Consider the following 26,091-nt stretch of genomic DNA (forward strand, 5'->3'; position numbering starts at 1 on the left):
ATGGTGTATACTCTCGCCTTCCGGGTGCCCTGCCCGACCGTTATTCTCGCTATTTCCGCAACAAGAGTGTGCCGGATCCATGATCGATCAGCTGTTCGAATTCGTGCAGAACCACCCGCTCCTGGTGGGCGCCTTCCTCCTGGTGCTGACCGCCTGGATCGCCTACGAGGTCCGCAACAGCGCCTCCAGCGGCGTCTCGTCCAGCCAGGCCACCCAGCTGATCAACCGCGAGGACGCGGTGATCGTGGACACCCGCGAGGCGGGGGACTTCAAGGCCGGCCACATCGCCGGGGCGCGCAACATTCCCCAGAGCCGCATCGACGAGCGCATCGGCGAACTCGAGAAGGTCAAGGACAAGCCGATCGTGGTGGTCTGCAAGAGTGGCCAGGCCTCCGGCACCACCGTGGCCAAGCTGGTCAAGGCCGGCTTCTCGCGGGTCTACAAGCTCAAGGGCGGCATGATGCAGTGGCAGGCCGACGGCCTGCCGGTGGTCAAGAAATAGCCAATACACAAGACGCAAGCACGCAAAAGGAACCTTTCCCATGGCCGAAGAGAACAGCCAGAACGCCGCCGGCGGCAACCAGGCCGCTGCCGATCCGCAGAACCGGCAGCAGCTCCAGTTCGCCGTGCAGCGTATCTATGTCAAGGACATCTCCTTCGAGGCCCCCAACTCGCCGGCGGTCTTCCAGCAGCCGTTCAAGCCCAAGGTCGGCCTGGACCTGAACACCAGCAGCCAGAAGGTCGGCGAGGATCTCTACGAGGTGTCGATCAAGGTCACCGCCCAGGTGCGCCACAGCGAGGAGGGGACCACCTCCTTCCTGGCCGAGATCGAGCAAGCCGGCCTGTTCCGCATCAGCGGCATCGAGGGCGCGCAGCTCGAACACACCCTGGGCGCCTTCTGCCCCAACGTGCTGTTCCCCTACGCGCGTGAGTGCATCGACAACCTGGTCAATCGCGGCGGCTTCCCGCCCCTGATGCTGGCGCCGGTCAACTTCGAGGCGATCTACGCCCAGAAGAAGAAGCGCGAGGCCGAGCAGGCCCGGCAGCAGGGCGAGCAGACCACCCAGTAGGGTTGCGCTGCATGTCATCAGCACCGCGCATTCACGTCGCCGCCGACTTCCCCGTCGGCGGCGACGTCGTTCTGCCCGAAGGTCCCGCGCGCCACGTGGCCCGGGTGCTGCGCCTGGGCGAAGGCGCACCGCTGCGGCTCTTCGACGGTGCCGGCCTGGAGGCCCGGGCGGTGCTCGTCGAGGCCGGACGCAAGCGGGTGGTGGCACGCATCGAGGCCGTCGAGGCGGGGCGCGGCGAGTCGCCGCTGGCGGTGCACCTGGGCCAGGCGATCTCCAAGGGCGACCGCATGGACTACGCCATCCAGAAGGCCGTCGAGCTGGGTGTTGCCGCCATCACGCCGCTCTACACCGAGCACGGCGACGTGCGACTCAAGGGCGAGCGCGAGGCGAAGAAGCTGGCCCACTGGCAGGCAGTGGCCGCCAGCGCCTGCGAGCAGTGCGGTCGTGCCGTGGTGCCCACCGTTCATGCCCCCCTGCTACTAACCGAGTGGTTGGGCCAGCGCAGCGAGTCCCTTCGCCTGGTGCTGCACCCCGGCACGGCAGGCGCCCTCGAGCGCAGCGACCCTCCCGCTACTGTGGCCCTGCTGATCGGCCCCGAGGGCGGGCTCTCCTCCGCCGACGTCGCGGCCGCCATGGCCGCCGGCTTCTCCCCGCTCTCCCTCGGGCCGCGCATTCTGCGCACCGAGACCGCACCGGTGGTGGCACTCTCCCTGCTGCAGTACCGCTTCGGGGACCTGGACGGCTCCCTTCCTTACGAAATGGATTGAACTTTAGTCGCTGTTGGCGATGACCGACTTGTGCGCTTCTGCGTTCCTGTTTAGGTTGTATGATGTATGACAACTGAAGGCGATAGGACTCCAGACCGGACCGAAGTTGCCTTCCAACGGGCCGATGCATGAACAAGAGGATGTCTCCGTGAAGTTTTCCAGAGCAGCCGTGATGGAAGCCTTGGGCGATGGATTGCTGTCTTTCCCCATTACCGATTTCGATAAGGAGGGGCGGTTCGATGCGGACAGTTACCGTCGTCGTCTGGAGTGGTTCATCAGCCATGACATCTCGGCCGTATTCGTCGCCGGCGGCACGGGGGAGTTCTTCAATCTCACGCTCGACGAGTACCGCGATGTGGTTCGTGTGGCCGTCGAAACCGTCGCCGGCAGACTGCCGGTCATCGCCAGCTCGGGCCTGAGCGTTGCCAGCGGCAAGGCCTTCGCCAAGGCGGCCGAAGAGGCGGGCGCCGACGGCATCCTGCTGATGCCGCCCTACCTGACCGAATGCCCCCAAGACGGCTTGGTGGAGTATGCCCGAGCGATATGTGACTGGACCGATCTCAGCATCATTTACTACAACCGCGGCAACGGCGTGCTCGGCGCCGAGGCGGTGCGCGAGCTGGCCGATGCCTGCCCCAACCTGATCGGGCTGAAGGATGGCAAGGGCGACATCCAGGCACTGAACAGGATCATCAAGACCATTGGCGATCGGCTGGTTTACGTGGGAGGTGTGCCCACCGCCGAGATCTTCGCCGAGGCGTACCTTGCCATCGGTGTGAATACCTATTCATCCGCCGTATTCAATTTCGTGCCGGACATGGCGGTGAAGTTCTACCAGGAACTCCGCGCGGGCAATGCCGAGGTCGTGAAGCGCATCACCCACGACTTCTTCATTCCCTTCGTGGATCTCAGGGACCGAAAGCCAGGCTATGCCGTCAGCCTGATCAAGGCCGGGGCCGAGATCATCGGCCGTCCGGCCGGTAGTGTCAGGGCACCTTTGGTCATGCCCACTTCGGAGGAGCGTCATCGGCTGGAAAGACTCGTCGGCATCGCTCAGCAGTTGTAACGCCAATCCACACAAGCTCGTACCCTAGAGCAACAAGCGAGGAGCACGTCATGAAAACAATCTCAACAAACAAGACGTTCTGTGCCATTGCCGTTTCCGCCGCCCTGGCGGCCATGGCGCTGCCGGTGCAGGCCGATACCTGGCGCGGCTGGAACATCCACCCGCCGGGCTACCCCAACACCGTGGCGCTGGAAGCCTTTGCCGAGAACGTGACCGAGCGCACCGAGGGGCGCATCACCGCGCAGGTCTACAACAACGGCGTGCTTGGCGACCAGCCCGATGCCATCGAGCAGACCCGCAGCGGGGTGCTGAATTTCGCCAACTTCAACATGGGACCGATGGGACCCATCGTGCCGGAGACCAACGTCCTCTCGTTGCCCTTCATCTTCCGCAGCGTCGAGCACATGCACGAAGTCATGGATGGCGAGATCGGCCAGCAGTTTGCCGACGCCCTCGCCGAGAAGAATCTGGTGGCCCTCTCCTGGTTCGACTCCGGCGAGCGCAGCCTCTACAACACCAAGCGCCCGGTCCATATGCCCGAAGACATGCAGGGGCTCAAGATCCGGGTCATGAACAACGACCTCTACGTCGACATGATCGAGGCGCTGGGCGGCAACGCGACGCCGATGGCCTATGGTGAGGTATACCAGTCGTTGAAGACCGGCGTGCTCGACGGGGCGGAGAACAACTACCCCTCCTTCCAATCCAGCAACCACTACGAGGCCGCCGAGTACTACTCCCTCACGGAACACCTGATCATTCCCGAGTGCCTGTGCATCGCCAAGGCGAGCTGGGAGGCGCTCTCCGCCGAGGACCAGGAGATCGTGCGCGAGGAGGCGATCAAGGCTTCGCAGATGCAGCGCGAGCTGTGGGTCGAGGGCTCCGAGGCGAGCCGCCAGGTCGTGCTGAACGCCGGCGTTCAGATCAACGAGGTGGAGGACAAGGCCGCCTTCCAGCAGCGGATGGAGCCGGTCTACGCGGGTTTCATCGAGGAAAATCCCGACCTCGAGAGCCTGGTCGACGCCATCCGGAACTCGAACTGAGCTTCGCTGCGATGCCCCCTTGGCGCCCTGGCGCCAAGGGGGAAGGAGGCATACGCCCATGAGAACCCATGTCGATGTCGAGGCTGCCGTGACGTTCCCCCGCCTGAAGCACATTGCCGGCAAGGTACTGGATGGCCTGGCCAGCCTCTGCCTGGCGGCGGCGGGCGTCATGCTCGTCTTTCTCATCGCCATCTTCGGCTGGCTGGTGTTCGGCCGCTACGTGCTCAACAACACGCCGACCTGGGTCGAGCAGGCTGCCCTGCTGCTGGTGGTCTACATCACCTGCCTGGGGGCCGCGGCCGGGGTCAGGGGAAATTCCCACTTGAGCATCGACTTCGTGCGCGAAGGCATGCCCGAGCCCTTCAGGACGCTCTTTCGCTACGTCGCCGATCTCTTCGTCATCGCCTTCGGCGCCTTCATGGCCTACCAGGGCTGGGGCCTGGTGATGGCCAACCTCGAGCGGGCGATTCCGATGATCCGCCTCGCCGAGAGCTGGCGCGCCGCGCCCCTGGTGATCTGCGGCGTGCTGATCGTGCTGTTCTCCGTGGCCAACATCGTGTCGCGCATTACCGCTTACGAATCCAACGAGGGTAACTGACATGGGCCTGGCCATTCTGTTCGGTGTCTTCTTTCTCGGCCTGGTGGCAGGCGCCCCCGTGGCATTCGCCGTGGGGCTGGCCGCCGTGGCCACCTTCCTCTACGAGGGGCTACCGCTGTTCGTGGCGTTCCAGCGCATCCTGTCGGGGATCTCGGTCTTCTCGCTGCTGGCCATTCCATTCTTCATCTTTGCCGGCGAGCTGATGCTGCACGGCGGGATCTCCGCCCGCCTGGTGCGCCTGGCGTCCGCTGCGGTAGGCAGGATGCGCGGCGGACTGGGCATCGTCAACGTCAGCTCCTCGATGCTGTTCGGCGGCATTTCTGGCTCGGCCGTGGCCGATACCTCGGCGCTCGGTTCGATCCTGGTGCCGGTAATGAAGGAGAAGGGCTACGATGCCGACTATGCCGTCAACGTCACGGTGACCTCCTCGGTCGCCGGCGTGGTGATCCCCCCGAGCCACAACATGATTCTCTATGCCGTGGCGGCCGGCGGTGGCATTTCGGTCACCCAGCTGTTCATCGCCGGTATCGTGCCGGGCATCCTGATGTGTCTGACGCTGGCCGTGGCGGCCTACCTGGTGGCGGTGAAACGCGGCTACCGGGGCGAGACCTTTCCCGGCTGGGACGTGCTGATCATCAGCCTGGCCGCGGCCCTGCCGGGGCTGCTCACGGCGGTGATCATCGTCGGCGGGGTGCTGTCGGGCATTCTCACCGTGACCGAATCCGGGGCCTTCGGCGCCATCTATGCCATCGTCGTCACCGCGCTGGTCTACCGCGAGCTGCGCTGGGCCTCGTTCAAGGCGGCGGTGCTGCAGTCGGTGAAGACCACCGCGCTGGTGATGATCCTGGTCGGCTGCGCCTCGGCGTTCTCCTACCTGCTGGCGCTCTACAACGTGCCGCTGCTGCTGACCGACGTGCTGATGGCGCTGTCCGACAAGCCCATCGTCATCTTCCTGCTGCTCAACCTGCTGTTGCTGGGGCTCGGCATGATCATGGACATGGCGGCGCTGATCCTGATCTGTACGCCAATCTTCCTGCCGGTGGCGATGCAGTTCGGCATGGATCCGATCCAGTTCGGCATCATCATGATGATGAACCTGGGGCTGGGGCTGTGCACGCCGCCGGTGGGGGCCTGCCTGTTCGTCGGCTGCGTGATCGGCAAGATCAAGATCGAAGAGGCCGTGCGCACCATCTGGCCCTTCTACCTGGCGCTGTTCGTCGCCCTGATGCTGGTGACCTACGTGCCGGCCGTCTCGCTGTCGCTGCCGGTGCTGTTCCGCTGAGCCTCCCTTCGACCGAACCGTAACGGACTCGATGATGAAAATTGCAGCCGTACACACCCATATCCTCGACCACGTGCTCGACACCGCCTTCGAGAGCGCTTCGATGCACTTCGCCCGGCGCCAGCACTGCCTGGTCGAGATCGTCTGCGACGACGGCACCACCGGCTGGGGCGAGTGCCTGGGGCCGGCCCAGCCCAACGCGGCGGTGGTCAAGGCCTACAGTGCCGCGCTGATCGGTCAGGACCCGCTGCAGACCGAGAAGCTCTGGCTCGAGCTCTACAATCGACTGCGCGACCAGGGCCAGCGCGGCCTGACCGTGACCGCCCTGAGCGGCATCGACATCGCCCTGTGGGACATCAAGGGCAAGCACTTCGGCGTGCCGATCTCGACCCTGCTCGGCGGCCGCTTCCGCGACAGCGTGCGGGCCTACGCCACCGGCTCGTTCCGCCGGGAAGGCGTCGACCGGGTCGAGGACATCGCCCGCGAGGTGGCGGGCTACCGCCGCGAAGGCTTCCACGCGGTGAAGATCAAGATCGGTTTCGACGTCGAGGAGGACCTGCGCGTCATCGAGGCGGTGCGCGAATCGATCGGGCCCGACATGCGCCTGATGATCGACGCCAATCACGGCTACGACACTCTGGAAGCCGTCGAAGTGGGCCGGCGGGCGGCGAAGTTCGGCATCGACTGGTTCGAGGAGCCGGTGCTGCCCGAGCATGTCTCGGCCTACCGGGCGGTGCGTGCCGATCAGCCGATCCCGGTGGCCGGCGGCGAGACCTGGCACGGCCGTTATGCCATGCACGAGCCGCTGGCGACCCGCGCCGTGGACATCGTCCAGCCCGACATCTGCGGCGTCGGTGGCTTCACCGAGATTCGCCGGGTGGCGGACATGGCGGCGCTGCACGGCGTGCGCCTGGTGCCGCACGTATGGGGCACCGCGGTATGCCTGGCCGCCAGCCTGCAGTTCATGGCCGCCCTGCTGCCCAACCCGCCGCGGCGCGACCCGATCGAGCCGATTCTCGAGTTCGATCGCACCGAGAACCCCTTCCGCCAGGCGGTGGTGACGACGCCCATCGAACACCACCGGGGCGTGGTGGCGATACCGGACGGGCCCGGGCTCGGCATCGAGATCGACCGCGAGGCCCTCGCCCGCTTCGCCCTCGAGGAGGCATGACGAACGTGACCGCGATACCTGCCAATACCCGGCCGCTGGACGGTCCGCCGCCGCGGCTGGCCGCACCGCCGGGTGCCACCGACTGCCACATGCACCTCTACCTGCCGGGCTTCGCGGCCCAGCCCGGCGGGCCCGGCATCGTCGAGCTGGCCACGGTCGAGGATTACCGCCGGGTGCAGGCGCGTCTGGGGCTGGAGCGGGTGGTGGTCACCCAATCCAACGCCTATCAGCTCGACAACGGTGCGCTGCTCGAAGCCCTCGGCCAATTGGGCACTGAAACGGCGCGCGGTGTGGCGGCGGTGGCCCCCGGCACCGCCGAGACGACGCTGCGCGACTGGCATGCCAAAGGCGTGCGCGGCGCGCGCATCATGAACCTGCCCGGCGGCGCCGTGACCCATGCCGACATGCCCGCGGTCGAGCGCCTGGTCCGTCCGCTGGGCTGGCACCTGATGGTGCAGTTCAACGGCCAGCACCTGGACGATTACCTCGACGGCCTGCAGCGCCTCGAGGGCGACTACATCATCGACCATATCGGCAAGTTCATGCCGCCGGTGCCGGCGAACGATCGCCGCGTCGACGCCATCCTGCGGCTGCTCGATCGCGGCAACGCCTGGTTCAAGCTGTGTGGCGGCTACGAGACCAGCACAATCGGGGGGCCGCGCTACGAGGACGTCGGCGCCATCGCCTGGCGTGTCGTTGCCCATGCCCCCGAGCGGGTGATCTGGGGCTCGAACTGGCCCCATGTCGGCGTGCCGCGCGAGCGCTATCCCGATGATGCCGAGCAGCTCGACGTGCTGCTCGGCTGGGCCGGGCCCGAGGCACGCCGCCGGATTCTGGTCGACAACCCTGCCGCCCTGTACGGCTTCTGAACCCTTGTCCGAAGGAGGAAAGTGCATGATCGATCGACTGTTGGTAACGGGCGCCGCCGGCGGCATGGGCCGCATCATCCGGCCGCACCTGGCGCAGCTGGCGCGTACGGTGCGGCTGTCGGACATCGCCGAGCTGGGCGAGGCGGCCAGCCACGAGGAACTCGTGCCGTGCGACCTCGCCGACGCCGGGGCGGTGGGTGAGCTGGTGCAGGGCTGCGACGCCATCATCCACCTGGGCGGCGTCTCGGTGGAGAAGCCTTGGGCGAGCCTGCTGCAGGCCAACATCGTCGGTACCTACAACCTCTACGAGGCGGTGCGCCGACACGGCAAGCCGCGGGTGATCTTCGCCAGCTCCAACCACACCACCGGCTACTACGAGCGGTCGCGGCGCATCGACACCGAGGTGCCGCACCGGCCCGACTCGCTCTACGGCGTGACCAAGTGTTTCGGCGAAGACCTGGCCAGCCTGTATCATGACAAGTTCGGCGTCGAGACGCTCAGCGTGCGCATCGGCTGGTGCCACCCCAAGCCGACCGACACGCGCAAGCTGGCGATCTGGCTCAGCGCCGAGGATTTCATCAGCCTGGTGCAGCGGGCCATCGTCACCCCGCGCCTGGGCTGCACGGTGGTCTACGGCTTCTCGAACAATGCCGAACGCTGGTGGGACAACAGCAAGGCGGCCTTTCTCGGCTGGGTGCCGAAGGACAGCTCGGCGGCCTGGCGCGAGGAGATGGAAGCGCTCGACGCGAATCTCGATCCCACGGATCCGGCGGTCGTCTACCAGGGCGGATCCTTTGCCAGCTCCGGGCACCCCGACGATTGAGGGGCCGTCTACCCTTACCACGAACCATGACCGATGGATGGCGATATGGCAGGTAAATCCGATATCACGGCCGACTTCAAGCAACTGAAAGTCCAGAAGCTTTCACGCGAAGGCAGCCTCTCCCTGCATGTCGCCGACCAGCTCGAGGCGCTGATCGTCAACGGCGGGATCGGCGTGGGCGAGAAGCTGCCGACCGAGAACGGACTGTGCGACGTCTTCGGCGTCAGCCGCACGGTGATCCGCGAGGCCATCACCCATCTCAAGTCGCTGGGGCTGGTGGAGACCCGCCGCGGCGTCGGCACCACCGTGCTGCGCTCGACCAGCGTCGAGGCGATGCCGGCGAAACGCATCAGCCCGACCACCGTGGAGGACATCCTGCACGTGCTCGAGCTGCGGCTCAACCTGGAACCGGCGGCGGCGGCGCTGGCCGCCGAGCGGCACGACGAGGAGGACGAACACACCCTCGTGGAGAAGCATGCGGCCTTCATCGAGGCGCGTGCGGCGAAGTCCCAGGCGCGCGAAGAGGACTACGAGTTCCACTATGCGATCGCCGCCGCCACCAAGAACCCTTTCTTCAAGATCTTCTACGAGCAGCTCAGCCAGGGTGTGATTCCCCGCGCCAAGCTGATGAGCATCGAGATCAACACCGCGGCCACCGACAAGTACCTCGCCCGGGTCGAGGAAGAACATACCTATATTCTCGAGGCGATCCTGGCCCGTGACCCCGAGGCAGCGCGTGAGATGATGTACCAGCATCTCAACCGCGCGCGGACCATGTACGCCAAGTACCAGGAAGCCTGAACGGCGGCTCTCCTGGCCATGCGATACCGGAAGACAGGAGCCATCATGACCCCGCAAGGCAAGATGCTGATCGGCCGCGAGGCCGCAAGCGGCAGTTCCACGCCCATCCACGCCGTCAATCCCGCCACCGGCGAGCAGCTCGCGCCTACCTATGCCGGCGGCACCCAGGCCGAGGTCGAGCGCGCCTGTGAGCTGGCCGAGGCGGCCTTCACCACCTACCGAGAGACGACGCTCGAAGCGCGCGCCGCCTTTCTCGAGACAGTCGCCACTGAGATCGAGGCCATCGGCGACGAACTGATCGAACGCGCCATCGCCGAGACCGGCCTGCCCCGGGCGCGCCTGGAGGGCGAGCGCGGCCGCACCTGCGGCCAGCTGCGCCTGTTCGCCAGCGTGGTGCGCGCCGGCGAGTGGCTCGACCTGCGCCTCGACCCGGCGCTGCCCGAGCGCGAGCCGATACCCCGCGCCGACCTGCGCCAGCGCCACATTCCGCTCGGCCCCGTCGCCGTGTTTGGCGCCTCGAACTTCCCGCTGGCCTTCTCCGTGGCCGGTGGCGATACCGCCTCGGCGTTGGCTGCCGGCTGCCCGGTGATCGTCAAGGGTCACTCCGCCCACCCCGGCACCTCCGAGCTGGTCGGCCGTGCCGTGCAGCGCGCGGTCGAGAAGCGCGACCTGCCGGAAGGCGTGTTCTCGCTGCTGTTCGGTTCGGGCAGCGAGATCGGCCAGGCCTTGGTCAGTGACCCGCGCATCCAGGCGGTGGGCTTCACCGGCTCCCGCGGCGGCGGCACGGCCTTGATGAAGACCGCCCAGGCCCGCCCCCAGCCGATCCCAGTCTACGCCGAGATGAGTTCGATCAACCCGGTGTTCCTGCTGCCCGAGGCGCTGCGTGCCCGTGGGGCGAAGATCGCCGAGGGCTTCGTCGCCTCGCTCAACATGGGCGCCGGGCAGTTCTGCACCAACCCGGGCTTGGTCATCGCGGTGAAGGGCCCCGAGCTTTCCGCCTTCGTCGAGGCCGCGGCTGACGCGGTGAAGGCCAGCGCCGCCCAGACCATGCTCACTCCGGGCATCCACGCGGCCTACGAGCAGGGCGTGGGCCGGCTTTCGAGCAACGACAAGGTCAGGGAAGTGGCCCGCGGCCAGGCGGGCGAATCGGCCCACCCGTGCCAGGCGGGGCTTTACGTCACCGCGGCCGGGGACTTCCTCGCGGATACCGAGCTGCAGGAGGAGGTGTTCGGCGCCACCTCGCTGGTGATCGAGTGTGCCGATCAGCACGAGATGCGCCAGGTCGCCTCGCAGCTCGAAGGCCAGCTCACCGCCACCCTGCAGATGGACGACGCCGACCTGGACGCGGCGAAGGCGCTGCTGCCGATTCTCGAGCGCAAGGCGGGGCGGATCCTGGCCAACGGCTGGCCCACCGGGGTCGAGGTCTGCCACGCCATGGTCCACGGTGGCCCCTACCCGGCCACCTCCGACTCGCGCACCACCTCGGTGGGCAGCGCGGCGATCTTCCGCTTCCTGCGCCCGGTGTGCTACCAGGCGCTGCCGCAGGGCCTGCTGCCCGAGGCGCTCAAGGACGGCAATCCGTGGAAGGTCTCACGACTGGTGGATGGCAAGCGCGAGGCGTAGCACCGGCACTGGAACGATTGGAACTCTTGGCGGCCTTCGGGCCGCCTTTTTTTCCCGCATTTGCCATAATGGCTCCCTACCCACCTGCGGAGCTATGCATGGCCTCTCCTCCCAACGACCGTCGCCAGGGTCGCCCCAATTCTCCAAGGCCCCCATCGGAACGTCAGCGCGAACGCGCCTCGCGCACGCCCAAGGCCCAGGTGGGCGAAGTGGCCTACCTGGAGGTGGTCACGGTCAACGAGACCGGTGCCTTTCTCGACTGGGGCCATACGCGCGACGTGCTGCTGCCCTTCGGCGAGCAGCGCTTCCGGCCCACGCCGGGCAAGCGGGTGCTGGTGCGGCTCTACGAGGACCAGCAGGGGCGGCCGGTGGCGTCGCAGAAGCTCGATCGCTTCGTGCTGGACGAGGCGATGGGGCTGGCGCCGGGCGACGAGGTGGAACTGATCGTCGCCGACGCCACCGACCTCGGCTACAAGGCGGTGGTCAATCATCGCTTCTGGGGGCTGCTCTATCGCGACGATGCCACCCGGCCACTGCGCCGGGGGCAGCGGGCCAAGGGCTACGTCAAGCGCGTGCGCGACGACGGCCGGCTCGATCTCTCGCTGCTGCCGCCGGGGCCGGCACGTCTCGACGTGGTGGGCGAGCAGGTGCTCAAGGCGCTGCGCGAGAGCGGCGGGTATTTGCCGCTCTCGGACAGCAGCGATGCCGCGGCGATCAAGGCGCGCCTGGGGGTGAGCAAGAACGCCTTCAAGCAGGCCATCGGGCGGCTCTACAAGCGACGCCTGATCGTCATCGAGGCCCACGGTATCCGCCTGGTGCCGGGGGCTACCACCGAGCCGGGCTAGCCGGCCGCCGGTCGGGGCGATCAGTCGAGCGCTTGGAACTCCTCCTCGTGCAGCCAGGCGGCATGCTTGGGCGCGCGCTTGGTCTTCGACCACTCCTCGACCATCGCCGGCGCCACCTCCTTGAGCTGGCGCATCTGCGCCGGCGTGCCCTTCACGTAGGTCAGCTCCAGGCGATGGCCGTTGGGGTCGAAGAAGTAGATCGAGCGGATGATGCCGTGCTCGGTGGGGCCGATCACCTCCACGCCCTTGCTCTCGAGCTGCGCCTTCGCCGACAGCAGGGCCGCTTCGTCGGCCACCCGGAAGGCGATATGCTGGACCCACTCCGGGGTGTTGGGGTCGCGGCCCATCTCGGGCGAGTTGGGCAGCTCGAAGAAGGCCAGGATGTTGCCGTTGCCGGCGTCCAGGAACAGGTGCATGTAGGGATCGGGCGCCTTGGTGGAGGGCACGCGGTCCTCGGCGATGGCGACCAGGAACTCCATGTTGAGCTTGTCCTGGTACCACTCGACGGTTTCCTTGGCATCGCGGCAGCGATAGGCGACGTGGTGGATCTGCTGGATATCGATCATGACGGGTCTCGCAATGGTGGGCTGGGGAGCGCCAGGGACCTGCGTGGGCTTTTTCAGCCTCTATTTTAGTTTCATTTGAAACTAAAATAGAGGGGCTCGGCGTGCCCTGTCAAGCCGTCTTGGTGTTGCCCGGAGCCCTGGGTCATACTGCGCTCACTTCCCGCATCACGATGGAACGCTGCCGATGAGCCGACAGACGAGCGAACGATCCCTGCGGGTGGGCGTGGTGATGGACTCCATCGCCCACCTCACCTACAAGAAGGACACCACCCTGGCCATGCTGTGGGCGGCCCAGGAGCGCGGCTGGTCGCTGCACTACATGGAGCAGGAGGATCTCTACCTGCGCGATGGCCGGGCCCACGCGCGCATGCGTGACCTGGCCGCCTTCCGCAACCCCGACGACTGGTACGCGCTGGGGGCGCCGGAGGCGCGCCCGCTGGCCGAGCTCGATGTGATCCTGATGCGCAAGGACCCGCCGGTCGATGCGCACTTCCTCAATGCCGTGCACCTGCTGGGCTTCGCGGAACGCGAGGGCGTGCTGGTGGTCAATCCCACGCGGGCCTTGCTGGAGTGCAACGAGAAGCTGTTCGCCCAGCAGTTCCCGCAGTGCTGCACGCCGACGGTAGTGTCGTGCAGCGAAGCGGTATTGCGCGCCTTCCATGCCGAGCACCAGGACGTGATCTTCAAGCCGCTGGACGGCATGGGCGGCAGCGGGATCTTCCATGTCCGCCCCGAAGGGCGGAACCTAGGGGCCATCATCGAGACGCTGAGCGAACGCGGCCAGCGCCAGATCATGGCCCAGCGCTACATTCCCGAGATCAAGGACGGCGATACCCGTATCCTGCTGGTGGACGGCGAGCCGGTACCCTACGGCCTGGCCCGGGTGCCCATGGCCGGCGAGACCCGCGGCAACCTGGCCGCCGGCGGCACCGGCGTCAGCCGCGAGCTGACCGCCCGCGACCACTGGCTGATCGGGCAGGTGCAGCCGATGATCCGCGAGAAGGGGCTGATGTTCGTCGGGCTCGACGTGATCGGCGACTACATCACCGAGATCAACGTGACGAGCCCCACCTGCGTGCGCGAGATCGACGACCAGCGCGGTACCGACATCGCCGGCCTGCTGATGGATGCCATCGAGCGGCGCCTGGCGCAGCGGTCGTAACGCAGATAAGGCAAGGGGAGGTTGGGCTCCATCCATGGCGGCCTCGATCAGCGACTCCATCCACTACGCGCCGGTCACGCGACCCTATCGTCGCTGGTTGGCGCTGTCCGCCGCGCTGCTGCTGCACCTGCTGCTGTTCGGGATAGTGGCGAGCCGGCAGTTCGCCCCGGCGCCGTTGGAGCGCACCAGCCTGGATGTGGTACTGGTGACCCGCCCGGCCGAGGCGCCGGTGGACGCCGATGCCATCGCCGAGGCGGAGCAGGCGGCGGCCGGTGAGCAAGCCGAGGAGGCACCCGCCGAGCAGCGAGCGGCACCGCTGGAGGAACTGCCGGTGCCGGAGGCACCGCAGCGTACGGTGGAGCCGGCCACGTCAAGCGAGGCCGAGCGCCCCGACGCCGAGCCCGCCGACGAAGCGCCAGCCGAAGCCGCCGAGGAGAGCGAAGCCCCGCCACGGACGGAGCCGCAGAGCGCCCCCCCGCCGGAGGCATCATCCGCGGAGCCGAGCGCCGCGGCGCCTTCGGCTTCGGGGCGCGACCTGCTCGCTCAGGCCACCAGCAGCATTCGCCAGCAGGGGCTCGACGCCAACCTCGCGGGGCCGGCCGACGACCCGCCGCGATCCGCCGCCCGGCGCGCCGCCGAGGCGCGCTACATCGACGACTGGACCCGCCGCGTCGAGGACTACGGCAACCGGGTGCATCCGGCGCCAAGCCACCTGCACGGCCAGCTGCGCATCCGCGTGGTGATCGGACGCGATGGTCAGCTTCGCCAGGCGGAGGTGATACAATCTTCAGGACATACCGAACTCGATCAGGCGGCACTGGATACCGTGCGCGGTGCCGGGCCCTACCGGCCCTTCGACAGCACCATGGGTGAGCGGGACAGCCTCTCCATCACCCGCGTCTGGCGGTTCGGGCAAGGCAATCATTTTGGCGTGCGCTAACAGGAACGATTCGTACCGCGTTTCCTCGGCCCATCATCGCCGCCCGGGAGTCCCATGCAATCCGTGCAAAACCTAGGCTTGAGACATCATTTTCTGCTGGCGATGCCGCACCTGGAAGATCCCAACTTTACCGGCACCCTCAGCTATCTCTGCGACCACGACGAGAACGGCACCATGGGCGTGATCGTCAACCGGCCGCTGGAGATCACCCTCGATGCGCTGTTCGAGCAGCTCGAGCTCGACGGCGAGGAGAGCCCGCATCGCAATGCGCCGGTCTACTACGGCGGCCCAACCCACAAGGACCGCGGCTTCATCCTGCACCGCGGCTCCAGCGAGCCCTGGGACTCCAGTATCCAGGTCGATGACGACATCGCTCTCACCACCTCCATGGACATCCTGCTGGCGCTGGCCGCGGGGAACGGTCCCGAGGAGTTTCTGGTGTGCCTCGGCTGTGCCGGCTGGGAGGCGGGCCAGCTCGAACAGGAGCTCAAGGACAACGCCTGGCTCACCGTCGAGGCGCAGCCCGACATTCTGTTCAAGGTGCCGGCGGAGCAGCGCCTCGGTGCCGCCGCCGGCATTCTCGGCGTGGACCTCAACCTGATGTCGCGGGAGGCCGGGCACTCGTAATGGCCGATGCGGGAGCGCGCCTGATCCTGGCCTTCGACTTCGGCAGCCGCCGCATCGGCGTGGCGGTGGGCAACGAGCTGCTCGCCAGCGCCCGCCAGCTCGAGCCGCTGCCGGCCCGCGACGGCATCCCCGACTGGAACGTGGTCACGCGACTGGTCGAAGAGTGGCGGCCGGACCTGTTCGTGGTGGGGTTGCCGCTCAACATGGACGGCAGCGAATCGCAGATGAGCCTGCGTGCGCGCAAGTTCGGCAAGCGCCTCTACGGCCGCTACGGCAAGCCCTGCGAGATGGTCGACGAGCGCGGTTCCACCCGCGAGGCCAAGGCCATCGCGCGCGAATCGGGGCGGCTGCGCAACTCCGCCAAGAGCTACCGCGACGAGGGCGTCGACGGCATCGCGGCAGTGCTGATCCTCGAGAGCTGGTTCGCCCGCCGGGAAGGCCTGCCGCCGCGCTGACGACAGGCCGGGGCAGGGCTCAGGTGGTCAGCACCCGCTCCTCGTCGTACTGCGCGGCGATGTCGTTCACCGAGATGCAGGTGTACTTGAGCACGAAGAAGGCCAGCGTGGCGGGGCAGGTGAAGCTCTCCTCGAAGCGTTCCACCTGGCCACCGTAGCCGCGGGTGACGCTGGCGCGATAGGCGTTGCCTGCCTTGGTCAGCTTGACCGTGGCCTGGCGGTCGGCCTCCTGCTTCTCCAGCACCAGCTCGCGCTGCCTGGCCAGCAGCTCGTCGAGCATCTTGCCGCCTTCGCGCTCCTCGGGCGTGGCCCACACCTCCTGGTCCCGCTTGCCGTACTGGAACAGCAGGATTGCCGGCATCACGGAGAAGATGGCGCCGGTCAAGAGCCAGGTCAGCTCGGCCCCGGGGGGATGCAGCGCGAACACGGCGAACAGTTGCACCAGGAAGGCGGCGGCGAGGATGCCCGCCAGCGGGCGCCACATGCGCGGGTTCATCACCGGCTTGCCCATGGTGTGGCCCCACAGGCCGGCGGCGACCAGGGCGCCCAGCCCTACCGTGACCACGCCCCACGGCGGGCCTCCGCCCACCAGCAGGGCGATGACGCCGATCGCCACCAGCACGCTGTAGAACACCGCCAGCAATATGTACGCTCGTTCCAGGTTCATGCGTCACCTCTCCTTTCTCCGGTTGCCTCGGCGGGCAACGCCATTGTTCTTCAAGAGTGTTCTTCGAGTTCGTCAGGTTCCGTTCGTCCTCAGCATAGCGATGCCCGGCGTTGGCTGCACCGTTACAGTGAGGGATCGTCGACGCCGACCCGTTCGGGCACGAACCAGCGCACCGGGCGCAGGTCCTTCTCGATCAGCGCCTCCACCTGCAGCAGGGTGGCGAAGATCGCCATGCGCACCGGAATGCCGTTGTCGGTCTGGCGGAAGATCGCCAGGCGCGGGTCGCCGTTGAGGTCCACGTCGAGGTCGTTGGCGTCCGGGCGGCTGTCGCGGGGCAGCGGGTGCATGACGATGGTGTCGCGGCCGCAGCGCTGGTCCATGAAGGCGCGGTCGACGGTGAAGTCGCGCGACAGGCTGAAGCCCTCGCTCATCTCGGCGGTGAAGCGCTCCTTCTGGATGCGGGTGGTGTAGACCACGTCCACGTCGGCATAGTCGTCGGCCAGGCTTCCGCGCTGCTCGACGCGGTGGCCGCGGGAGGCGACCAGATCGATGAGGTAATCGGGCATCTCCAGCCCCGGCGGTGCCACCAGCGTGATGCGCATGGGATCGTAGAGCGACAGCAGCTTGATCAGCGAGTGCACCGTGCGGCCGTACTTGAGGTCGCCGGTGAGCAGTACGTGGGCGCCGGCGAGCGGCTTGCCCAGCCGGGTGAACTCCTTGTCGATGGTATAGAAGTCGAGCAGCGCCTGGCTGGGGTGTTCACCGGGGCCGTCGCCGCCGTTGATCACCGGCACGTGGGTGGCGGCGGCAAACTCCGCCACCGAGCCCTGGTCGGGGTGGCGCATGACGATGGCGTCGCAGTAGCCGCTCATCACCCGGCTGGTGTCGTAGAGCGACTCACCCTTGGCCATGGAGGAGAAGGTGAAGCCGGTGGTGTCGCACACGCTGCCGCCCAGGCGACAGAAGGCGGCGTGGAAGCTGACCCGGGTCCGCGTGCTGGCCTCGAAGAACAGGTTGCCGAGCACGGCGCCCTCCAGCACCCGGGTGACCTGGCGGCGCTGGGCGATGGGCTCCATGCGGGCGGCGACGCGCATCAGGTGGTCGACGCTTTCGCGGGTCAGGGAATCGACGGAGAGAAGGTGGCGACTCATCGAGGGCCTCGAAGATGGCAGCGAAGGATGGCCCGTAGTGTAACGCCACCGGGGCCGCGCTTCACAGCGCGCGACGGCGTGGCGCTCAACGGCCGAGCTGTTCGGCCAATTCCTGTGCGTAAGCCTTCACTTCGCGTATCGCCCGCCCGGTGTCGAGGTCATCCATCGCCACCACGCCCACGCAGGCCTCGAGGCCGGGGCGCAGCTGCGGCGTGGCCACGGAGCTGGCCACGCCCACTGCGCCGCGCTGCAGCTGGCCGCGGGTCAGGCTGTAGCCGTCAGCACGGGCCTGGCGCACCGCCTCGCTGTCGTCTGCGCGCGGAGGGCGCCCGGCGAGAATGGCGATGCCTGCGGCGCCGAGCGTCAGCGGGTGGCGGCTGCCGACCCGATAGCCCACCCGCAGCAGGCCCTCCTCCGGTTCCGCCACCAGCAGCACCACGCACTCCTCGCCCTGGGCCACCGAGACGAAGGCGGTGGCCCGGGTCGCCTTGGCCAGGGCCTGCAGCAGCGGCTGGGCTACGGCGCGCAGCTGGGGCTCGAAGCGCGAGGCCAGCAGCGAGATGCCGGCGCCCAGGCGCAGCGCGCCCTCGCTGGTACGTGCCACCAGGCCGTGCTGCTCGAGGGTGGTAACGATGCGATAGGCGATGGCGCGGTGCACATCCAGCCGCTCGGCGAGTTCGGCGACGCTGATGCCCTCGGCGTGCTCGGCGACGACCTCCAGCGCACGCAGGCCGCGATCCAGGGTTTGCAGGGTGGTGGCCATCGACGGTGTCCCTTGACTTGATGGTGGCAGAGCATGGTAGCGCAGCCGGCAGGGATTGACGGCTTTGCTGGAACTGCCTATGGTCAGCCATATGTTCGTTGAACGATACCAAGTGTGCGATAAAAGTAAAACAGCATGGCGATTCAGGACGACAACCCCGCGGGAGGCCCCATGACATCTGCAACTCGCCGGAACGAGACCGATACCGGCGCGGGCGTCTGCCCCTTCCACGGCGCCGGTGAAGCGTCGATGGCGCCCAACGGCTGCCCCGTGTCGCCCCGTGCGGCGGCCTTCGACCCCTTCGACCGCCCCTACCAGCTCGACCCCGCCGAGGCGCTGCGCTGGTCCCGCGAGCAGGAGCCGGTGTTCTACAGCCCCCGGCTCGGCTATTGGGTGGTCAGCCGCTACGACGACATCAAGGCGATCTTCCGCGACAACCTCACCTTTTCGCCGTCGATCGCGCTGGAGAAGATCACCCCGGCGAGCGACGAGGCCCTGGCGGTGCTCGAGCGCTACGACTACGGCATGAACCGTACCCTGGTGAACGAGGACGAGCCGGCCCACATGGCGCGGCGCCGCGAGCTGCTGGACGCCTTCACGCCCGAGGCGCTGGAGGCCCATGCGCCGATGGTGCGCCGCCTGGTGCGCGAGAAGCTCGACGCCATCATCGACCGCGGCCGTGCCGACCTGGTCGCCGAGATGTTCTGGGAGGTGCCGCTCACCGTGGCGCTGCACTTCCTCGGCGTGCCCGAGGAGGACATGGAGCAACTGCGCCGCTTCTCCGTCGCCCATACGCTGAATACCTGGGGGCGCCCCTCGCCGGAGCAGCAGGTCGAGGTGGCCGAGGGCGTCGGCAAGTTCTGGCAGTACTCCGGCGAGGTGTTGAGGAAGATGCAGGCCCGGCCGGAGGGTCACGGCTGGATGTACGACATGATCGAGAAGAACCGGCACAAGCCGGACATCGTTACCGACAACTACCTGCACTCGATGATGATGGCGATCATCGTCGCCGCCCACGAGACCACGGCGCTGGCCACCGCCAACGCCTTCCGCCAGCTGCTCTCGCGCCCCGCGGTGTGGGCCGATCTGTGCGACAACCCGGCGCTGATCCCCGCCGCGGCCGAGGAGTGCCTGCGTCACTCCGGCTCGGTGGTGGCCTGGCGGCGCATCGCCACCCGCGAGGTGGAAGTCGGCGGCGTGACCATCCCAGAGGGCGGCAGGATCCTGATGGTCACCGCTTCGGGCAATCACGATCCGGCCCACTTCGAGAACCCCGACGAGCTCGACATCTACCGCGACAACGCCGTCGACCATCTCACCTTCGGCTACGGCAGCCACCAGTGCATGGGCAAGAACCTGGGACGCATGGAGATGCGCATCTTCCTCGAGGAGTTCACCCGGCGCCTGCCGCACCTGGAGCTCGAGGAGCAGGAATTCACCTTCCTGCCCAACACCTCCTTCCGCGGTCCCGAGGCGCTGTGGGTGCGCTGGGACCCGGCGCAGAATCCGGAGCGCCGCGACCCGGCGGTGCGCAGTGCCCAGCGCGACTTCCCCGTCGGGGCGCCGTCGCGTCAGGACATCGCCCGGGAAATGGTGGTTGCCAAGGTGCAGACGGCGGCCGAAGGCGTATTGCAGATTGCCCTGGAGGATCCGCATGGGCGTCGCGTGCCGGCGTGGAGCCCCGGCTCTCACGTCGACCTGATCGTCGGCGACTACGTGCGCAAGTATTCGCTGTGCGGCGAGGTGGACGATCCCTACTGGCTGCAGATCGCCGTGCTGCGCGAGGAGGCCGGGCGCGGCGGCTCGGCCTGGATCCACGAGCACCTGAAACCGGGCATGCCCCTGCGGCTGCGCGGGCCCAAGAACCACTTCCGTCTCGACGAATCGGCCGGCCGCTACGTGCTCATCGCCGGCGGCATCGGCATCACCCCGATCATCGCCATGGCCGACCGCTTGAAGCGGTTGGGCAAGTCGTACGAGCTGCACTATGCCGGTCGCTCGCGCGCCAGCATGGCCTTCGTCGAGCGGCTCGAGCGCGACCACGGCGAAACGCTGCGGCTCTACCGCAAGGATCGAGGCGAGCGGCTCGACCTCGCCGCCCTGCTTGCCGAACCTAGCGAGAACACGCTGCTCTACGCCTGCGGCCCCGAGCGCCTTCTCGCGGCGCTCGAGGCCGGCACCCACCACTGGCCGGAAGGCAGCCTGCACGTCGAGCACTTCACCGCCGAAGGCGCACTGCTGGACCCGGAGCACGAGCACGCCTTCGAGGTCGAACTCACCGACTCCGAACTCGTCGTCGAGGTGGCCGCGGATCGCACCCTGCTGCAGGCCCTGCGCGCCGCCGGTGTCGACGTGCCCAGCGACTGCGAGGAGGGGCTGTGCGGCTCCTGCCAGGTCGAGGTGGTGGAGGGCGAGATCGATCATCGCGACAAGGTGCTCACCGCCGCCGAGCGCGCCGGCCAGGACCGGCTGATGAGCTGCTGCTCCCGGGCGAAAGGCAAAAGGCTGAAGCTTGCCCTCTGAGGCCGGCCATCGACCGTCCACCACAAGAGCAAATGACAAGAGCACGCAACCCTGACCATCGGGACTCACGAGGAACGACAATGAAAATGCACAAGCTCGCGACACTGACGACACTGACCGCACTCTCCCTGGGCGCCTTACAGGGCGCCGCGGCCACCGAACTCACGGTGAGCACCTGGGCGGGACCCAACCACGGCGTCAACACCATCGTCTGGCCGACCTGGGGCAAGTGGGTGGAAGACGCCACCGAGGGGCGCGTGACCGTCAACGTGGTGCACGACATGGGGCCGCCCAACGCCCAGATGGAGCTGATCGCCGACGGCGTGGCCGACGTCACCTGGCTGTTCCACGGCCTGATGCCGGGGCGCTTCGAGCTGACCAAGCTCCCCGAGCTGCCGACCTTCGAGGAGTTCTCCTCCGAGGCCGCCTCGGTAGCCTACTGGCGCACCCACAACGAGCACTTCGCCGAGGCCGGCGAACACCGCGGCGTCGAGGTGATCGGCGTGGGCGTGCACGGCCCGGGCTCGCTGTTCCTCAACGAATCGATCGATAGCCTCGACGACCTCGACGGCAAGCGTGTACGAATCGGCGGCGGCGTGATGGGCGACATCTCCAATGCGCTGGCGCTTACCGGCGTGGCGCTGCCGCCGGCCAGCACCTACGAAGCGGCGACCCAGGGCGTGATCGACGGCGCCATGCTGACCCTGGAGGGGCTCAAGAGCTTCCGCCTGGCCGAGGTGCTGCCCTACACGGTGCAGATGCCGGGTGGCTTCTACCGCGGCAGCTTCTCGCTGGTGATCAATCCGGACACCTGGGCGTCGCTCTCCGACGAGGATCGCGAGGCGATCGAGGAAGTTTCCGGCGAGAAGCTTTCGCGGCTGTTCGGCTACATGATGGATGTGGTCGACGTGCGCGGCATCGAATTCGCCAAGGAGCAGGGCAATACCTTCGTCGAGCTGCCGGCCGGGGAGATCGAGCGCTTCCAGCAGATGGCGGCCGAGCTGCCCGATGCCTGGAAGGCGGCGGCGGCGGAGAAGGGCGTCGACGGCGAAGCCGCCGAGGGTTACTTCTACGAGCAGCTCGAGGCCGCCGAGGGCGAAGCGGGGCTCTCCGCCGACGAGGTGATCGATCCCGAAGCGTAACCGCGCCCTTTCCCTCACGCTTGTCCAACGCTTGCGAGCACGGCCCGGCCGTGCTCGCAGCGCTCTGGCAGGTACGACTTAAGTTTCAAATGAAACTATTTTGACCTCCGTCAATGCCGCCGAGCGTTCGTGGACCGATACTGGGACAAACGCACACAAAGGGAGAATCGTCATGTCCCAGGCAGCCAAGAGCACGTGGTGGAACCGTCTCTGCGAAGGCAGCTACCGCGCCTCCACCCGGCGGCTGGTACGCGATATCGAGGCGGAATCGCCCGGGGTCTACAGCGAGATGCTCAAGGATCTCGACACGCCGCTGGAGCCCGCCTTCGAACGCGAGATGGCACGCCACCTCGACCGCGGCGGCTTTCGCGCCTTCGCGCCGGCCGAGACCCTGATGCCGGTCATGCTGCAGCGCTTCGGCCTCGAGCCGGGCAGCGTCGCCGGGCACGCCAGCTACCCGAGCCTGCGCGGCAACTGCAACGCCTGCCCGGTGGCCGGCCACTGCTGGGGTGCCTTGCGCCGCAATGCGGGTGTCGACGAATGCCGTGCCTTCTGCCCCAACGCCGCCGCCTTCGAGCGGCTGGCCGAGACCGCCTGACGTCGCCCGTCGGCGATCACCACAGCGACAGCAGCACGCCGGCCAGGGCGCAGGCGCCCAGCACCTTGAGCATGCCCACGCCGAAGCGGAAGATCGCCAGCAGGGCTGCCACCGACAGCGCCAGGGCGGCCAGGTCCAGGCTGGCGACGTCGGGTATCAGCAGGCGCAGCCCCGCGCCGCGCCACTCGCCCACCTCGGCGAACACCACGTGCAGGCCGAACCACACCGCCAGATTGAGCACGACGCCCACGACGGCCGCGGTGATGGCCGTCATGGCGCCGCTCAGCGCGGCGTTGTCGCGCAGGCGCTCCACGTAGGGGGCGCCGAGGAAGATCCACAGAAAGCAGGGCACGAAGGTGACCCAGGTGGTGAGGATCGCCGCCAGGGTGGCGGCCAGCCACGGATCGAGGGGGGCGGCGTCGCGAAACGCACCCATGAAACCGACGAACTGCACCACCTGGATCAGCGGGCCGGGGGTGGTCTCGGCCATGCCCAGGCCGTCGAGCATCTCACCCGGCGCCAGCCAGCCGTAGTGCTGCACCGCGGCCTGGGCAACGTAGCTCAGCACCGCGTAGGCGCCGCCGAAGGTCACCACCGCCATCCGGCTGAAGAAGGTGGCGATCTGGCTGAAGACGTTGTCCGGTCCCAGCGCCAGCAGCAGCAGGGCCACCGGCGTCAGCCAAAGCGTCAGACAGATCGCCGATATCTTGAGCGACCAGGCACGGTCGGGCCGCGCGTGGTCGGGCAGCTCGGCGCCCAGCAGGGAGGCGCCGTCGGCCAGGCCGCTCGCCCCCTCCGCGCCATGGCCGCCGCCGACACGAAACAGGGGGGAGCCGGCCTTGCCGCCGACGAAACCGATCAGCGCCGCGCCCAGGATGATCAGCGGAAAGGCGATATCGAGAAAGAAGATCGCCACGAAGGCGGCTGCGGCAATGCCCAGCATCACATTGTTGCGCAGGGCGCGCTTGCCGATGCGCACCACTGCATTGACGACGATGGCCAGCACCGCCGCTTTCAGCCCGAAGAACAGCCCCTCCACCATGCCCACGTTGCCCAGCGCGGCATACAGGTAACTCAGCGCCAGGATGGCAATGAAACCGGGCAGCACGAACAGCGTGCCGGCCACTAGCCCGCCCTTGGTGCGATGCATCAGCCAGCCGATATAGATCGCCAGCTGCTGCGCCTCTGGCCCCGGCAGCAGCATGCAGTAGTTGAGCGCGTGCAGGAAGCGATGCTCGCCGATCCAGCGCTGCTCCTCGACCAGGATGCGATGCATCACCGCGATCTGACCGGCCGGGCCGCCGAAGCTGAGCAGGGCGATGCGCAGCCAGACGCGGACAGCCTCGCGGAAGGGAACGTCGTGCGGCAGGGGCGGTGGCATGCGGTCTCCCGTCAGGTCAGGGGCGAAGCGAAAGAACGCCTATCCTAACCGCGACAGATGATGGCGTCGTGTGGCGCATGCCCGCCCACGCCGAGCGGAATTGCTAGCACCCAAAGAGGCCTACCCCAGCCGCCGATAGAGCGTCGAGCGGCTGATGCCCAGTGCCCGGGCGGCGGCGGTCATATTGCCGCCGTGGGCGTCGAGCGTGCGCAGCATATGCAGGCGCTCCAGCTCACGCAGCTCCTGGGGGGAGTCGGCAGTCGCCGGCGTGGCCGGCAGCCTGTCGCAGCAGGTGGCGATACCGCCTGCATTCAGCTTGCGCTGCCAGCGCGGCGAGAGCGCTTCCAGGCCCACTTCCCGGCACTCCGGCTCGGCGCCCACCAGCGCTGCTTCCAGACAGTGTTCCAGCTCCCGCCAGTTGCCGGGCCAGGGATAGCCGGCGAGGCGCTCGACCAGCGCGTCGTCCAGGGTCAGGTCACGGCCATGAGCGCGGCACAGCGCCTCCCAGCGCTCCCGGATCCGGGCCGCGAGGCCGGCTTGCTCGTTCAGGGCAGGCAGCTCCACCACTACCGCCGCCAGACGATAGAAAAGATCCTCACGGAAGTCGCCGGCGGCGACCAGCTCCTCCAGGTCGCGGTGGCTGGCGGCGATCACCTCGCAGTCGATCGGCACCTCACGATGATCGCCCAGTGGGGTCACCACCCGTTCCTGCAGTACCCGTAGCAGCCGGGCCTGCAGTGTCAGCGGCATGTCGCCGATCTCGTCGAGCAGCAGGGTGCCGCCATTGGCCTGCACCAGGCGCCCGCCGTAGCCGCCCTTGCGGGCGCCGGTGAAGGCGCCGTCCCCATAGCCGAACAGTTCCGCCTCGATCAGGCTCTCCGGTAGCGCCGCGCAGTTGAGCGCCACGAAAGGTCGCTGCTCGCCCAGGCTGGCATGCAGCGCTCTGGCCAGTTGCTCCTTGCCGGTGCCGGTATCGCCTTGCAGCAGTACCGGTAGTCCCGAGGCCAGGGCTCGCGCGGCGCGACGCGCCTCGCGGGCCAAGGGCGGTGGCCAGTCTGCTACCAAGTCGTCCAACTGACGGCCTAGGCGCAGTGCCGCAGGCGGCGGTGATGCGACGGGAACGACCTCGGCAGGTTGCCACTGCTCGGGAGGGTTGAGGCGCCCGAACAGCCGGCCATCGGTCAGCTCCAGGCCCAGCAGCGCCGACTGCCGCTCGCACTGGCGTTGGAGTGCCGGCCAGGGGCTGCCGAAGAGCGCCTCGACGGGCTGCCCTGTCAAGGAGGAGGCGGCTTGTCCCAGCCAGCGGCCGGCCTGCGAATCCACGGCCAGGATGAACCCCGTGTCGCTGATTGCCACCAGGCCGCAGCTCACCCCGTCCAGCTCGGCCAGCGAAGCGTGCACCTGCAGCACCCAGCGCTGCTGGTAGTGGTGCATGAACAGGCGCTGCCCGAGCGCGCCGGTGAGCTGCTGAACCCGGCGCAGGAAGATCTCGGGCCGCGGATGGTTGGCCTCGAACGTGAGGTCGATCAAGCCCAGGCAGCTGCCGTCTAGATCGAACAGCGGTGCCGCGACGCAGGAGACCGGGTTGTCGGGGAACAGCAGGTGCTCGCAGGACTTGACCAGCACCGGCGCTTCCTCGATGAGCGCCAGGGCGGGAGCGTTGGTGCCGAACCGGCGTTCGTCCAGATTGATGCCCGCCCCGATGCGCAGGCGCTGATCGATGACGAAATCCCGGCCGTAGCTCTTGAGTACGGTGGCATCCGGCGTGGCGAGCAGCAGCTGGCAGCCGCGTAGATCCTCGACGGCCCGGCTGACCAAAGGATCGGCCAGCTCGATCAGGCGACGATGCGCTTCGCGCTGCAGGCGCAGCTCGCCGCTGTCGAGGCGCGGCAGCTCAAGCCGCGTGCCGGGGAGGAGGCCGTGATCCAGACAGCGTTGCCAGGAGCGTCCGATGCTGGCATCGAGCAGATCCACCGGTAGCTGGCCGCGGCTGAGGTGCTCGCGGGCCTGGCGGATCACGTCGGGGGTTCTCAGGGCGGCTCGAATGGTCATGGGCCCTCTCCCAGCGAGGTCGGCGAACTGTCCCAGGATGCGACAGCCGTCGTGTCCGGCGACGCGTCAGCGCTGCCGTGCAATCCGCGGGGGTCGTCAACTCGCT

The 26,091-nt window shown here is 67.8% G+C and carries 26 protein-coding genes; 20 read left to right on the top strand and 6 right to left on the bottom strand.

What is annotated here, in order from left to right; all coding sequences use genetic code 11:
- Positions 1-79: 79 nt before the first annotated feature.
- From I4484_RS00150 to I4484_RS00210, 13 genes are all read left to right on the top strand, one after another.
- Positions 80-502, top strand: coding sequence for a rhodanese-like domain-containing protein (locus I4484_RS00150; protein WP_197449063.1), 423 nt, complete (start codon positions 80-82; stop codon positions 500-502).
- Positions 503-542: 40 nt separating this feature from the next.
- Positions 543-1,070: a protein-export chaperone SecB gene (gene secB / locus I4484_RS00155; protein WP_197449064.1), complete on the top strand. Its 528-nt coding sequence runs from the start codon at positions 543-545 to the stop codon at positions 1,068-1,070.
- An 11-nt stretch (positions 1,071-1,081) separates the two neighbouring features.
- Positions 1,082-1,837, top strand: coding sequence for a 16S rRNA (uracil(1498)-N(3))-methyltransferase (locus I4484_RS00160; protein ID WP_197449065.1), 756 nt, complete (start codon positions 1,082-1,084; stop codon positions 1,835-1,837).
- A gap of 148 nt (positions 1,838-1,985) precedes the next feature.
- Positions 1,986-2,903, top strand: a complete 918-nt coding sequence (kdgD, locus tag I4484_RS00165) for a 5-dehydro-4-deoxyglucarate dehydratase (protein WP_197449066.1) — start codon at positions 1,986-1,988, stop codon at positions 2,901-2,903.
- Positions 2,904-2,953: 50 nt separating this feature from the next.
- Positions 2,954-3,946 carry a TRAP transporter substrate-binding protein gene (locus I4484_RS00170; protein ID WP_197449067.1) on the top strand — a complete coding sequence of 331 codons (993 nt, stop codon included), beginning with the start codon at positions 2,954-2,956 and terminating at the stop codon, positions 3,944-3,946.
- A gap of 58 nt (positions 3,947-4,004) precedes the next feature.
- Positions 4,005-4,544, top strand: a complete 540-nt coding sequence (locus I4484_RS00175; RefSeq protein WP_197449068.1) for a TRAP transporter small permease — start codon at positions 4,005-4,007, stop codon at positions 4,542-4,544.
- Between the two features lies 1 nt (position 4,545).
- Positions 4,546-5,826, top strand: a complete 1,281-nt coding sequence (locus I4484_RS00180) for a TRAP transporter large permease (protein ID WP_197449069.1) — start codon at positions 4,546-4,548, stop codon at positions 5,824-5,826.
- A 34-nt stretch (positions 5,827-5,860) separates the two neighbouring features.
- Positions 5,861-6,997 (top strand): mandelate racemase/muconate lactonizing enzyme family protein, encoded by a 1,137-nt coding sequence (locus I4484_RS00185; protein WP_197449070.1) that lies wholly within the window; start codon positions 5,861-5,863, stop codon positions 6,995-6,997.
- Positions 6,994-7,866, top strand: coding sequence for an amidohydrolase family protein (locus I4484_RS00190; RefSeq protein ID WP_267956607.1), 873 nt, complete (start codon positions 6,994-6,996; stop codon positions 7,864-7,866). The genes I4484_RS00185 and I4484_RS00190 overlap by 4 nt, the downstream gene beginning before the upstream one ends.
- A gap of 25 nt (positions 7,867-7,891) precedes the next feature.
- Entirely contained in the window at positions 7,892-8,689 is a 798-nt protein-coding gene (locus I4484_RS00195) for an NAD(P)-dependent oxidoreductase (protein ID WP_197449071.1), read from the top strand.
- A 45-nt stretch (positions 8,690-8,734) separates the two neighbouring features.
- Positions 8,735-9,490: a FadR/GntR family transcriptional regulator gene (locus I4484_RS00200; protein WP_234283672.1), complete on the top strand. Its 756-nt coding sequence runs from the start codon at positions 8,735-8,737 to the stop codon at positions 9,488-9,490.
- A 45-nt stretch (positions 9,491-9,535) separates the two neighbouring features.
- Positions 9,536-11,113 carry an aldehyde dehydrogenase (NADP(+)) gene (locus I4484_RS00205; protein ID WP_197449073.1) on the top strand — a complete coding sequence of 526 codons (1,578 nt, stop codon included), beginning with the start codon at positions 9,536-9,538 and terminating at the stop codon, positions 11,111-11,113.
- A gap of 98 nt (positions 11,114-11,211) precedes the next feature.
- Positions 11,212-11,958, top strand: coding sequence for a S1 RNA-binding domain-containing protein (locus I4484_RS00210; RefSeq protein WP_234283671.1), 747 nt, complete (start codon positions 11,212-11,214; stop codon positions 11,956-11,958).
- A gap of 20 nt (positions 11,959-11,978) precedes the next feature.
- On the opposite strand, the gene I4484_RS00215 is transcribed toward I4484_RS00210, so the two are convergent.
- Entirely contained in the window at positions 11,979-12,524 is a 546-nt protein-coding gene (locus tag I4484_RS00215; RefSeq protein ID WP_197449074.1) for a VOC family protein, read from the bottom strand.
- A 184-nt stretch (positions 12,525-12,708) separates the two neighbouring features.
- Between I4484_RS00215 and gshB the strand changes: the two genes are divergently transcribed.
- From gshB to ruvX, 4 genes are read left to right on the top strand one after another with little or no spacing between them, the layout of a single operon-like run.
- Positions 12,709-13,686 carry a glutathione synthase gene (gene gshB, locus I4484_RS00220; protein WP_197449075.1) on the top strand — a complete coding sequence of 326 codons (978 nt, stop codon included), beginning with the start codon at positions 12,709-12,711 and terminating at the stop codon, positions 13,684-13,686.
- Positions 13,687-13,720: 34 nt separating this feature from the next.
- Positions 13,721-14,626 (top strand): energy transducer TonB, encoded by a 906-nt coding sequence (locus tag I4484_RS00225; protein WP_197449076.1) that lies wholly within the window; start codon positions 13,721-13,723, stop codon positions 14,624-14,626.
- Between the two features lie 54 nt (positions 14,627-14,680).
- On the top strand, positions 14,681-15,253 hold the full coding sequence (locus tag I4484_RS00230; protein WP_197449077.1) for a YqgE/AlgH family protein: 573 nt from the start codon (positions 14,681-14,683) through the stop codon (positions 15,251-15,253).
- On the top strand, positions 15,253-15,708 hold the full coding sequence (gene ruvX, locus I4484_RS00235; protein WP_197449078.1) for a Holliday junction resolvase RuvX: 456 nt from the start codon (positions 15,253-15,255) through the stop codon (positions 15,706-15,708). The genes I4484_RS00230 and ruvX overlap by 1 nt, the downstream gene beginning before the upstream one ends.
- Positions 15,709-15,727: 19 nt before the next feature.
- On the opposite strand, the gene I4484_RS00240 is transcribed toward ruvX, so the two are convergent.
- From I4484_RS00240 to I4484_RS00250, 3 genes are all read right to left on the bottom strand, one after another.
- Complete coding sequence (locus tag I4484_RS00240) at positions 15,728-16,375, bottom strand: hypothetical protein (protein ID WP_197449079.1); 648 nt, start codon at positions 16,373-16,375, stop codon at positions 15,728-15,730.
- Between the two features lie 122 nt (positions 16,376-16,497).
- Positions 16,498-17,526 (bottom strand): aspartate carbamoyltransferase, encoded by a 1,029-nt coding sequence (locus tag I4484_RS00245; protein WP_197449080.1) that lies wholly within the window; start codon positions 17,524-17,526, stop codon positions 16,498-16,500.
- Positions 17,527-17,611: 85 nt separating this feature from the next.
- Complete coding sequence (locus I4484_RS00250; RefSeq protein WP_197449081.1) at positions 17,612-18,289, bottom strand: IclR family transcriptional regulator; 678 nt, start codon at positions 18,287-18,289, stop codon at positions 17,612-17,614.
- 171 nt (positions 18,290-18,460) lie between these two features.
- Between I4484_RS00250 and I4484_RS00255 the strand changes: the two genes are divergently transcribed.
- From I4484_RS00255 to I4484_RS00265, 3 genes are all read left to right on the top strand, one after another.
- The gene (locus tag I4484_RS00255) at positions 18,461-20,812 is read left to right on the top strand and encodes a cytochrome P450/oxidoreductase (protein ID WP_197449082.1); all 2,352 of its coding nucleotides are present in this window, start codon (positions 18,461-18,463) and stop codon (positions 20,810-20,812) included.
- Positions 20,813-20,898: 86 nt separating this feature from the next.
- Positions 20,899-21,954, top strand: a complete 1,056-nt coding sequence (locus I4484_RS00260) for a TRAP transporter substrate-binding protein (protein WP_197450871.1) — start codon at positions 20,899-20,901, stop codon at positions 21,952-21,954.
- A gap of 172 nt (positions 21,955-22,126) precedes the next feature.
- On the top strand, positions 22,127-22,552 hold the full coding sequence (locus I4484_RS00265; protein ID WP_197449083.1) for a hypothetical protein: 426 nt from the start codon (positions 22,127-22,129) through the stop codon (positions 22,550-22,552).
- Positions 22,553-22,568: 16 nt separating this feature from the next.
- Here the strand turns inward: I4484_RS00265 and chrA are convergent, their stop codons facing one another.
- Both chrA and I4484_RS00275 read right to left on the bottom strand, forming a co-directional pair.
- Positions 22,569-23,933 (bottom strand): chromate efflux transporter, encoded by a 1,365-nt coding sequence (gene chrA / locus I4484_RS00270; RefSeq protein ID WP_197449084.1) that lies wholly within the window; start codon positions 23,931-23,933, stop codon positions 22,569-22,571.
- A gap of 120 nt (positions 23,934-24,053) precedes the next feature.
- The gene (locus I4484_RS00275) at positions 24,054-25,985 is read right to left on the bottom strand and encodes a sigma-54-dependent Fis family transcriptional regulator (protein ID WP_197449085.1); all 1,932 of its coding nucleotides are present in this window, start codon (positions 25,983-25,985) and stop codon (positions 24,054-24,056) included.
- Positions 25,986-26,091: the final 106 nt, after the last annotated feature.

The organism is Halomonas sp. SS10-MC5 (assembly GCF_015992245.1).
GTDB classification, from domain to species: domain Bacteria; phylum Pseudomonadota; class Gammaproteobacteria; order Pseudomonadales; family Halomonadaceae; genus Halomonas; species Halomonas sulfidoxydans.

Coding starts and splice junctions, on each gene's coding strand:
- I4484_RS00150 (WP_197449063.1), top strand. CDS start 80: ATGATCGATCAGCTGTTCGAATTCGTGCAGAACCACCCGCTCCTGGTG.
- secB (WP_197449064.1), top strand. CDS start 543: ATGGCCGAAGAGAACAGCCAGAACGCCGCCGGCGGCAACCAGGCCGCT.
- I4484_RS00160 (WP_197449065.1), top strand. CDS start 1,082: ATGTCATCAGCACCGCGCATTCACGTCGCCGCCGACTTCCCCGTCGGC.
- I4484_RS00170 (WP_197449067.1), top strand. CDS start 2,954: ATGAAAACAATCTCAACAAACAAGACGTTCTGTGCCATTGCCGTTTCC.
- I4484_RS00175 (WP_197449068.1), top strand. CDS start 4,005: ATGAGAACCCATGTCGATGTCGAGGCTGCCGTGACGTTCCCCCGCCTG.
- I4484_RS00180 (WP_197449069.1), top strand. CDS start 4,546: ATGGGCCTGGCCATTCTGTTCGGTGTCTTCTTTCTCGGCCTGGTGGCA.
- I4484_RS00185 (WP_197449070.1), top strand. CDS start 5,861: ATGAAAATTGCAGCCGTACACACCCATATCCTCGACCACGTGCTCGAC.
- I4484_RS00190 (WP_267956607.1), top strand. CDS start 6,994: ATGACGAACGTGACCGCGATACCTGCCAATACCCGGCCGCTGGACGGT.
- I4484_RS00195 (WP_197449071.1), top strand. CDS start 7,892: ATGATCGATCGACTGTTGGTAACGGGCGCCGCCGGCGGCATGGGCCGC.
- I4484_RS00200 (WP_234283672.1), top strand. CDS start 8,735: ATGGCAGGTAAATCCGATATCACGGCCGACTTCAAGCAACTGAAAGTC.
- I4484_RS00205 (WP_197449073.1), top strand. CDS start 9,536: ATGACCCCGCAAGGCAAGATGCTGATCGGCCGCGAGGCCGCAAGCGGC.
- I4484_RS00210 (WP_234283671.1), top strand. CDS start 11,212: ATGGCCTCTCCTCCCAACGACCGTCGCCAGGGTCGCCCCAATTCTCCA.
- I4484_RS00215 (WP_197449074.1), bottom strand. CDS start 12,524: ATGATCGATATCCAGCAGATCCACCACGTCGCCTATCGCTGCCGCGAT.
- gshB (WP_197449075.1), top strand. CDS start 12,709: ATGAGCCGACAGACGAGCGAACGATCCCTGCGGGTGGGCGTGGTGATG.
- I4484_RS00225 (WP_197449076.1), top strand. CDS start 13,721: ATGGCGGCCTCGATCAGCGACTCCATCCACTACGCGCCGGTCACGCGA.
- I4484_RS00230 (WP_197449077.1), top strand. CDS start 14,681: ATGCAATCCGTGCAAAACCTAGGCTTGAGACATCATTTTCTGCTGGCG.
- ruvX (WP_197449078.1), top strand. CDS start 15,253: ATGGCCGATGCGGGAGCGCGCCTGATCCTGGCCTTCGACTTCGGCAGC.
- I4484_RS00240 (WP_197449079.1), bottom strand. CDS start 16,375: ATGAACCTGGAACGAGCGTACATATTGCTGGCGGTGTTCTACAGCGTG.
- I4484_RS00245 (WP_197449080.1), bottom strand. CDS start 17,526: ATGAGTCGCCACCTTCTCTCCGTCGATTCCCTGACCCGCGAAAGCGTC.
- I4484_RS00250 (WP_197449081.1), bottom strand. CDS start 18,289: ATGGCCACCACCCTGCAAACCCTGGATCGCGGCCTGCGTGCGCTGGAG.
- I4484_RS00255 (WP_197449082.1), top strand. CDS start 18,461: ATGACATCTGCAACTCGCCGGAACGAGACCGATACCGGCGCGGGCGTC.
- I4484_RS00260 (WP_197450871.1), top strand. CDS start 20,899: ATGCACAAGCTCGCGACACTGACGACACTGACCGCACTCTCCCTGGGC.
- I4484_RS00265 (WP_197449083.1), top strand. CDS start 22,127: ATGTCCCAGGCAGCCAAGAGCACGTGGTGGAACCGTCTCTGCGAAGGC.
- chrA (WP_197449084.1), bottom strand. CDS start 23,933: ATGCCACCGCCCCTGCCGCACGACGTTCCCTTCCGCGAGGCTGTCCGC.
- I4484_RS00275 (WP_197449085.1), bottom strand. CDS start 25,985: ATGACCATTCGAGCCGCCCTGAGAACCCCCGACGTGATCCGCCAGGCC.